Origin of the sequence: Kitasatospora sp. NPDC057738 (assembly GCF_042798815.1) — a bacterium.
GTDB classification, from domain to species: domain Bacteria; phylum Actinomycetota; class Actinomycetes; order Streptomycetales; family Streptomycetaceae; genus Kitasatospora; species Kitasatospora lactacystinica.
Genome location: NZ_JBHVJT010000146.1, coordinates 1 through 8,103, shown reverse-complemented (window position 1 = coordinate 8,103; position 8,103 = coordinate 1). Strand labels below are relative to the sequence as shown.

At 73.6% G+C, this 8,103-nt stretch carries 9 protein-coding genes and 1 pseudogene; 6 read left to right on the top strand and 4 right to left on the bottom strand.

Annotation, left to right across the window (positions count from 1 at the left end; genetic code table 11):
• The 3 genes and pseudogenes from ACFVGO_RS39010 to ACFVGO_RS39000 form a co-directional block, all read left to right on the top strand.
• Nucleotides 1-95, top strand: a pseudogene (locus ACFVGO_RS39010) (NmrA family transcriptional regulator); the annotation flags it as partial.
• 178 nt (nt 96-273) lie between these two features.
• Complete coding sequence (locus ACFVGO_RS39005) at nt 274-876, top strand: DUF1772 domain-containing protein (protein ID WP_380636902.1); 603 nt, start codon at nt 274-276, stop codon at nt 874-876.
• Between the two features lie 276 nt (nt 877-1,152).
• The gene (locus ACFVGO_RS39000) at nt 1,153-1,800 is read left to right on the top strand and encodes a polysaccharide deacetylase family protein (RefSeq protein ID WP_359914100.1); all 648 of its coding nucleotides are present in this window, start codon (nt 1,153-1,155) and stop codon (nt 1,798-1,800) included.
• 74 nt (nt 1,801-1,874) lie between these two features.
• On the opposite strand, the gene ACFVGO_RS38995 is transcribed toward ACFVGO_RS39000, so the two are convergent.
• Nucleotides 1,875-2,369, bottom strand: coding sequence for a DUF1772 domain-containing protein (locus tag ACFVGO_RS38995; protein ID WP_380359050.1), 495 nt, complete (start codon nt 2,367-2,369; stop codon nt 1,875-1,877).
• A gap of 177 nt (nt 2,370-2,546) precedes the next feature.
• Here ACFVGO_RS38995 and ACFVGO_RS38990 point away from each other — a divergent pair, with 177 nt between their 5' ends.
• From ACFVGO_RS38990 to ACFVGO_RS38980, 3 genes are all read left to right on the top strand, one after another.
• Nucleotides 2,547-3,554: an AraC family transcriptional regulator gene (locus ACFVGO_RS38990; RefSeq protein ID WP_359914094.1), complete on the top strand. Its 1,008-nt coding sequence runs from the start codon at nt 2,547-2,549 to the stop codon at nt 3,552-3,554.
• Nucleotides 3,555-3,658: 104 nt separating this feature from the next.
• Nucleotides 3,659-4,237 carry a WHG domain-containing protein gene (locus ACFVGO_RS38985; RefSeq protein WP_359914091.1) on the top strand — a complete coding sequence of 193 codons (579 nt, stop codon included), beginning with the start codon at nt 3,659-3,661 and terminating at the stop codon, nt 4,235-4,237.
• A gap of 42 nt (nt 4,238-4,279) precedes the next feature.
• Nucleotides 4,280-5,437 carry a GDSL-type esterase/lipase family protein gene (locus ACFVGO_RS38980; protein WP_359914088.1) on the top strand — a complete coding sequence of 386 codons (1,158 nt, stop codon included), beginning with the start codon at nt 4,280-4,282 and terminating at the stop codon, nt 5,435-5,437.
• Nucleotides 5,438-5,882: 445 nt separating this feature from the next.
• On the opposite strand, the gene ACFVGO_RS38975 is transcribed toward ACFVGO_RS38980, so the two are convergent.
• Genes ACFVGO_RS38975 through ACFVGO_RS38965 form a run of 3 tightly spaced genes read right to left on the bottom strand, consistent with a single transcriptional unit; the run spans nt 5,883 to nt 7,945 of the window.
• On the bottom strand, nt 5,883-6,548 hold the full coding sequence (locus ACFVGO_RS38975) for a 4'-phosphopantetheinyl transferase (RefSeq protein WP_380636898.1): 666 nt from the start codon (nt 6,546-6,548) through the stop codon (nt 5,883-5,885).
• 5 nt (nt 6,549-6,553) lie between these two features.
• Nucleotides 6,554-7,447 carry an alpha/beta fold hydrolase gene (locus tag ACFVGO_RS38970; protein ID WP_380636896.1) on the bottom strand — a complete coding sequence of 298 codons (894 nt, stop codon included), beginning with the start codon at nt 7,445-7,447 and terminating at the stop codon, nt 6,554-6,556.
• Between the two features lie 27 nt (nt 7,448-7,474).
• The gene (locus ACFVGO_RS38965) at nt 7,475-7,945 is read right to left on the bottom strand and encodes an SRPBCC family protein (protein ID WP_359914079.1); all 471 of its coding nucleotides are present in this window, start codon (nt 7,943-7,945) and stop codon (nt 7,475-7,477) included.
• Nucleotides 7,946-8,103 lie beyond the last annotated feature (158 nt).

The following is an 8,103-nucleotide window of genomic DNA, read 5'->3' as shown; positions in this document are numbered from 1 at the left end:
TGGGCGACGGTGTGCGGCGGGCGCTGGGGCGTGAGCCGCGGGACTTCGCCGACTACGCCCGCGAGGCCGCCGCCTCCGGCGTGTGGAACGCGTGACCATCCGGAAGGGCAACACCTGCCGTCCGTACGGCAGTTCAGTAGATCGTCGGTGCCGGGCGGCACCGACCCCCTGACCAGCACCCGGCCGCGGCCGGGAGCGGTGAGGAGGCCGGCGGCCCGGACACCGGGAGAGTCCCCGCACCGGGCGGGGACCGGGGAGACCGAAGGAATACCCATGCGCTCGAACCAGACCGCGACCCCTGCTTCCTACACCGCCGCACAGTCCTTCACCGGCCTCGCGCCGGGCGGCACGGCCCCGGCCGTGCCCGGCACCCGGAGCAAGGCCGCCGGCCCGCTCCTGGTGGGCGCCACCATCGCGATGGGCCTGATGGCCGGACTGTTCTTCGCCTTCGACGTCTCGGTGATGCCGGGCCTCGCGGAGGGCGACGACGGCACCTACGTGACGGCGATGCAGCACATCAACAAGTCGATCGACGGGAACGGGCTGTTCGGCCTGGTCTTCATCGGCGCCTTCCTCGCCACCGGCATCGCCGCCTGGCGCCAGCACAAGGCCGGCCGGCGGCAGGCGGCGCTCTGGGCGGCGGCCGCGACGCTGCTGTACGTGGTGGCGCTGATCGTCACCATGGGCGTCAACATCCCGCTCAACAACGAGCTGGCGGCGGCCGGCGACGCGGCGCAGATCCACGACCTCGCCGCCGTGCGGGCCAAGTTCGCGGACACCTGGGTCCCGGTCAACATGGTCCGCACCGCGCTCTGCGCCGGCGGCCTGCTCGCCCTGACCCGCTCCCTGGTGCTGCACGGCCGCGCCGGGCGCTGAACGCCGGCCCCGCACAGGGCCCCCGACGGATCCCGACGGCCCCCGAAGGCCCCCGACGGATCCCGTCGGGGGCCTTCGGCCTGCCGACGGGCAACTGTCGCCCGGCAGCCACCACCCGGCGCCCGACTGGCCGATTCCGTTCGCTCGCGACCGACGAAGGGTCGCGGCGGACGGGCCCGCGGGCGCAGACTGGCCGGTGCACGGGAGTTCCGACCGCAGGGGGCAGGCATGTCCGTACCACCCGTCAGGCGCAGGGCAGTTGGCAGGTTCCGGACCGTGATCGGCGCACTGGTCGTCGCCCTGGCGGCGGGAGCGGCGGTCACCCTGCCGGCCGCCGAGGCGCAGGCGGCCGGCGCCAAGGGCGGCAAGGTGGTCTACCTGACCTTCGACGACGGCCCCAGCCCCGCCTACACGTCCAAGGTCCTGGCGACGCTGGGCCGGTACGGGGTGCGCGCGACCTTCTTCGAGATCGGGCAGAACGTCTCCGCCCACCCCGCGGTGACCGCGCAGGTCGCCAGGCAGGGCCACAGCGTGCAGAACCACTCCTGGTCCCACCCGGACCTGAGCAGGCTCTCCGCGGCCGCGCTCAACGCGCAGGTGGCCGACACCGACAAGGTCATCCGCGCGCAGACCGGCCGTACCCCGAGCTGCCTGCGCCCGCCGTACGGCGCCGTCAACGGCACGGTGCGTTCGAAGGCCGCGGCACTCGGCAAGCAGATCGTGCTCTGGTCGGTGGACCCGGCGGACTGGTCCCGCCCCGGCGCGGCCGCGATCAGGTCGCGGGTGCTGAACAACGTCCGTCCCGGTTCGGTGATCCTGCTGCACGACGGCGGCGGCGACCGCAGCCAGACGGTGGCCGCGCTGCCGGGGATCATCTCCACGCTCAAGGCGCGCGGGTACGGCTTCGCCACCCTCTGCGGCTGAGTCCGGTCAGCGGCAGAGGGTGGCGGCGGCGGGCGGCGCGGCCGGGCCCGCCCGTCGAGCGGGTCCGGGCCCGGTCAGCTCTGCCCGTTGAGGACGAGCGCCCAGGCGAGGCAGGCCAGGGCGCCGGTCGACAGCAGGGCGCGCAGCACGTTGAAGCGCACCCAGCGCGCCTCGAAGCGGCTGCGCACCGCGGCCGGGTCGGCGATCCGCTGGGCCGACCCGGCGGCTTCGAGCTCGTCGTTCAGCGGGATGTTGACCGAGCGGGTGACCCCGATCATCGCGACGTACAGCACCAGCGCGGCGATGGTCGCGGGCAGGACGTCGTGCCCGTCCGAGGGCAGGTGCAGGGCGACCGCCGCCGCGGTGGCGAGCAGGGCGCCGACGAAGCCGAGGACGAACCAGCCGTTCAGGATCGCCTTGTTGACGCGCTGCATGACCTCGATGAAGGTGCGGTCGTCGACCCGCGCGAGTGCCGGCATGACCGAGCACGAGTAGCCGTAGAACAGTCCCGCGGTCAGTCCACAGGTGACCGTGGCCGCCACCAGGACGAGTGTGCGTGCCGTTTCCATCGTCGTGAGCCCCTCACTTCTCGCAGCCGGTGTCGCCGTACCGCGGTCGCCGTGTTTCGGTCCGTACCCCCGTGCGCAGATCATCCGGCATCCGGGCGGTGCGAGCCACCTCGATCACTCAAGAGTCTCTCAAATGACGAAGCGTCAAATGATGTCCCGCCGTCTACACTTGGCTTCATGGACACTCTGACGGGACTCCTCGACGGCCCCAAGGCCCGTGGCGCGTTCCTGCTGCGCTCCATCCTCACCCCGCCGTGGTCGCTGCGGATCGAGGACCGGGCCCCGCTCTCGGTGGTGACGATGGTCCGCGGCGACGCCTGGATCCTGCCCGAGCGCGGCACTCCGCTGCTGCTGCACCCGGGTGACGTGGCGATCGTGCGCGGCCCGGAGCCGTACACCGTGGCGGACGACCCCGACACCCCGGTGGACGTGATCGTCGGCCCGGGCCAGGTCTGCACCAAGGGCGGGGTGGACGTCTCCGAGGTGATGTCGCTCGGCGTCCGGACCTGGGGCCAGGGCCGGGAGGGCGACCGGGCCTCCTCGGTGGTGCTGTCCGGCACCTACCAGGCCGAGCACGAGATCGGCCAGCGGCTGCTCGGCTGCCTGCCCGCACTGCTGGTCCGCCCGGCAGGCACCGGTGCCGACGACACCCTGGTGCACCTGCTGGCCGCCGAGATAGGGCGCAACGAGCCCGGCCAGGAACTCGTCCTGGACCGCATCCTGGACCTCCTGGTGGTCTCCGTGCTGCGCGCCTGGCTGGCCGCCCCCGACTCCGGCGCCCCCGCCTGGTACCGCGCCCAGCACGACCAGGTGGTCGGCCCGGTGCTGCGGATGATGCACGACGACCCGGCCACCGCCTGGACGGTCGCCGAACTGGCCCAGCGGGTCGGGGTCTCCCGGGCCGGTCTGGCCCGCCGCTTCACCGCCCTGGTCGGGGAGCCCCCGATGGCGTACCTGGCGGGCTGGCGCCTGGCGGTCGCCGCCGACCTGCTGCGCGAGCCCGAGTGCACCGTCGCCTTCGCGGCCCGCAAGGTCGGCTACAGCAATGCCTTCGCCCTCTCGGCGGCCTTCAAGCGGGTGCGCGGCGTCAGCCCGCAGGAGCACCGCCGGACGGCGGCCACGGGCACCCCGTCGCAGCAGGCGGGCTTCTCGGGGCCGGCGGAGACGGTGATCCTGGCGGGCTGAGCGGGCTGAGCGGGCTGAGCGGGGTATTTTTCCATTTGCCTAATCCATTTAGGCAATCCCATACTGTCCGTAGACAGCCGACGCGACCGTACGGGAGAACGCACATGGCAAGGGCAGGGCTGACCGTCGAACGCCTGGTCGTCGCGGGCGCCGAACTCGCCGACCAGGTCGGCTTCGACCAGGTGACCGTCGCCGCGGTCGCCCGCGGCTTCGGCGTCCAGACGGCCAGCCTCTACTCCCACGTCAAGAGCTCCCACGACCTCAAGACCCGGATCGCCCTGTACGCCCTGGAGGAACTCGCCGACCTCGTCGCCGACGCCCTCGCCGGACGGGCGGGCCGCGACGCCCTCGCCGCCTTCGCGGACGCCTACCGCGACTACGCGGCCCGCCACCCCGGCCGCTACGACGCCACCCGGCTGCGCCTGGACGCCGCGACGGCCGCCGCCAGCGCGGGCGTCCGGCACGCCCAGATGACCAGGGCGATCCTGCGCGGCTACGACCTGGGCGAGCCCGAGCAGACCCACGCGGTGCGCATGCTCGGCAGCGTCTTCCACGGCTACATCAGCCTGGAGGCGGCCGGCGGGTTCAGCCACACCGCCGTCGACCCGCAACAGTCCTGGGACTGGATCATCGACTCCCTCGACGCCCTGCTGCGCGCCGGCGGGCCCCGCACGAGCGGTTGATCCACCCCCTCCGCACGCCCCGACGAACCGAAGAGCAGCACCATGACGACGATCACCACCCCCGTCACCGAGGCCCTCCTCCACGGCCACCTCGACCTCGAACACACCGCCCGCGGCCTGCTGCCGCACCGCCTGCCCGCCGCCGCCCGCCGGCGGATCCCCGACGAACAGCTCGCGATGGCCGAGTCCCAGCCCTCCGGCGTCCGGCTCGCCTTCCGCACCCGCGCCACCACCGTCACGCTGCACGCCGTCCCCACCAAGCGCGCCTACCCGGGCGTCCCGAACGTCCCGGACGGCGTCCACGACCTCCTGGTGGACGGCCGGCTCACCGCGCAGAGCACCGTCCCCGGCGGCAACCTGCGCACCGTCGACCTCGCCACCGGCCGCTTCGAACTGACCGAAGGACCGTCCGGCAGCGCCCGGTTCACCGGCCTGCCGGACCGCGACAAGACCGTCGAGATCTGGCTCCCGCACACCGAGACCACCGAACTGATCGCCCTCGACACCGACGCCCCGATCGAGCCGATCCCCACCGGCACCCGCAAGCACTGGCTGCACCACGGCAGTTCGATCAGCCACGGCTCCAACGCCGCCCACCCCACCGGTACTTGGCCCGCCCTGGTGGCCAACGGCGCCGGCCTGGACCTGACCAACCTCGGCTTCGGCGGCGGCGCCCTGCTCGACCCCTTCACCGCGCGCGCCATCCGCGACACCCCCGCGGACCTGATCAGCCTCAAGCTCGGCATCAACCTGGTGAACACCGACCTGATGCGGCTGCGCGCCTTCACCCCGGCCGTCCACGGCTTCCTGGACACCGTCCGGGACGGCCACCCGACCACACCGGTGCTGATCGTCTCCCCGCTGCTCTGCCCGCTCCACGAAACCGTGCCGGGCCCGCTCGCCCCCGACTTCAGCAGCGGCACCCTGCGCTTCCGCGCCACCGGCGACCCCGCCGACGTGGCCGCCGGCCGGCTCACCCTCACCGTCATCCGCGCCGAACTGGCCCGCATCGTCGCCGAACGCCGGGCCGACGGCGACCAGCACCTGCACCACCTGGACGGCCTGGCCCTCTACGGCGAGCCCGACCACGACGCCCACCCGCTCCCCGACGGCCTCCACCCCTCCCCGGAGGCCCACCGTCTCATCGCGGAGCGCTTCACCGAGCTCGCCCTCGCCCCCGGAGGCGCCCTGGCACCGTGACCCGCCGCGGCCACCTCCCGCCGGAGCGGCACGGCGGACCAGTGGCCGCGGACCTACGAGCAGTGGCAGCAGCTCCACCGGGTGCGGCGGGCGACCTGGCTGTGCCGACGCTGCCGCGTCGTGTTCCTCCCCGCGGCGTCGTTCCGCCCCGACTCCGCCGGATCCTCCGCGATTCCCGTGGCGCACTTTCCGCAGTGGTCGGTGGCCGTCGCGCGCCAGGACGACCGCCCCGGTGCCCCGACCACGTCGGCCTGACCGGCCCCCCGGCGGCCGGCTCCCCGGAGGCCGCCCGGCCCGGTCCGGCCCGGACACCGGGGAGACGGCCCTTCCCCGCGCACCACCCGGAACGGAGTGAAACCCCACAGCCCCGCCCCTCGTTCGGCACCGGCCGTACCGGTGCCCAGCAAGGGGCGGGGCGTCGACGGTCCACGGACGGCAGCGCGTCTCATGCGGCGGCAGCCCGGGACGGCGGGAGAGCGAGCGCGGTGACCACCGTGCCGCGGTGCACGCCCCAGGTGCCGGTGCGGACGGCCGGGTGGTGCGGGTGCCGGGCCGTGAACGTACCGTCGGCGTACACGGCGACGGAGATGGCCGCGAGCGGGGCCCAGGTGCCCGTCAGCGGATGGACGGCCTTGTAGGCGGCCTCCTTGGCGCTGAACAGCACCGTGTCCCAAGGGACCCGGCCCTCCGGCAGCAAGGCCAGGGCGCTGCGCTCGGCCTCGCTGCTGACCAGCTGGAGCACACCCCGCGGGAGCGGCCGCGCCGGCTCGGCGTCGATCCCGAGCGAGGCCAGCCGCCCGGTGCCGGCGACGGCGCAGGCCGTGTAACCGTCCGTGTGGGTGATGCTGCCCGTGACGCCCGCCGGCCACCGGGGCGCCCCGCCCGGCCCGGGCAGCAGCGGCACCGGCGGATGCCCGAGAACACCGAGCACCTGGCGGGCGAGCGTCCGGGCGGTGGCGAACTGCCGGCGGCGGCGCGGCGACCGGTCCCGGATGTACGCCGCCTCCGACGGCAGCAGCCGGCCCTCGGACGGGACGCCGAAAGCCTCGGCACAGTGGACGTGGGGCGGGAGCAGCGCGGCCAGGACGCCGGCCGGGGCGGTGGTGGTCACGGTCGTCAGCGGCCGGCCGCGACCAGCAGGTGGACGTGGTGCGCGATGTGCTGGGGAGTCTCCAGCGGCACCATGTGACCGGTGCCGGGAATCCGGTGCAGCTCGGCGTGCGGCAGCGCCGACGTGAGCTCCCGGCTGAACTCGGGCTTCACGATCTTGTCCTCGGTGCCGGTGATGACCGCGGTCGGCGCGGTGATCCCGGCCAGACCCGCGCGCTGGTCCATCTCCTGCGTCGACGCGAAGCACGCGGCCCGGGTCGCCGGCGACGTGGCGGCGAACAACCGGCGGTTGGCCTCCCGCACCGACAGCGAAGCAGCCGGCCCGTGCGTCCCACCGAGCAGCCGACGGCCCAGCCACGGCGTCCGCAGCGCCCGGCTGAACAGCTTCGACCCCATCATCCTGACCTCGCTCGCCGGCGTGATCTGCCCGTGCGAGGCCGTCGACACGAGCACAAGACCCGCCAACCGCCCGACACTTGCCCCGCCGTTCCCGGCCGGCAGTCCCGCCGCCCAGGCCAGCGCCGCGTACCCGCCGCCCGAGTGCCCCACCACCACGACCGGCCGCTCCGGCGTGGTGAGCGTCCCGACGACGGTGTCCAGGTCCCGCGCCAACCGCTCGATGCTGATCGGCTCCCGCCCGGACGTCGACGAGGCGTGACCGCGCTGGTCGTACGTGGCCACCGTGTGCCCGGCCGCCGCGAGCTGCTGCGCGGTGGCGTGCCAGACGGTCCGGGAGGCGGCCCAGCCGTGGACCAGCAGCACCAGCGGCCGGCCCGGATCGGGCTCGCCCGGCTGGTGGACCGTGATGGCGAGGTGCGCGTGGTCGTCGGTCGTCGCGGTGTGGTCGGTGGTGGTGACGGCGTGCCGGGCGGGGAGCACGGGGATTTCGGTGACGGTCACTGGGGCCTCCTTCTCCGGTGGCGGTTCCTACTTCTGGTTGTCGAGGTGGCGGCGGAGGTTGCTGAGGGCGTGCTGGGTGGCGGTGGTGTGCTTGGTCGTGAGGTTCGTGAGCTTGTGGAAGAACTTGGCCAGGCCGTGCGGGTCGGTGGCGAAGGTGATCGTCAGCAGCGTCTGGGCGCCGTTGTTGTGGGGCGTGAGCCGGTAGGTCGTCGTGCCCTGGAAGTGGCCGGTGTGGGACTGGGTGAGCTCGGCGTCCGGGACGACCTGCGTGGTGGTCGAGGTGAACCGCAGCTTGGGACCGGGCTTCCCGACACCCGCCGGGTGGACGGTGGTCGTGGTGGTGCCGCCGGTCTGCTGCGGGCCGGTGGACCCGGGTCGGTGGGTGTTGTGCGGGTGCCACCACGTCGTCCTGCCGTTGAGCTCGTCGACGAGAGCGTTCCAGACGGCGTGGGCGGGGTGGTTGAGGATGGTCCGGTCGGTGTGGTGAATGGCACGCACGGGAAATCGGTCCTTTCGCTCGACGGGTGCGGCAGAGGAATCCGGTGAATCGCCGAATTCCCTTTTCTTGTTGTGTGTGTGGTGTGGTGTGGGGTTAGGGGAAGATGTTGTGGCCGGGGGTGAGGGTGTGGGTGGGGTCGTAGGTGTTTTTGGCGTTG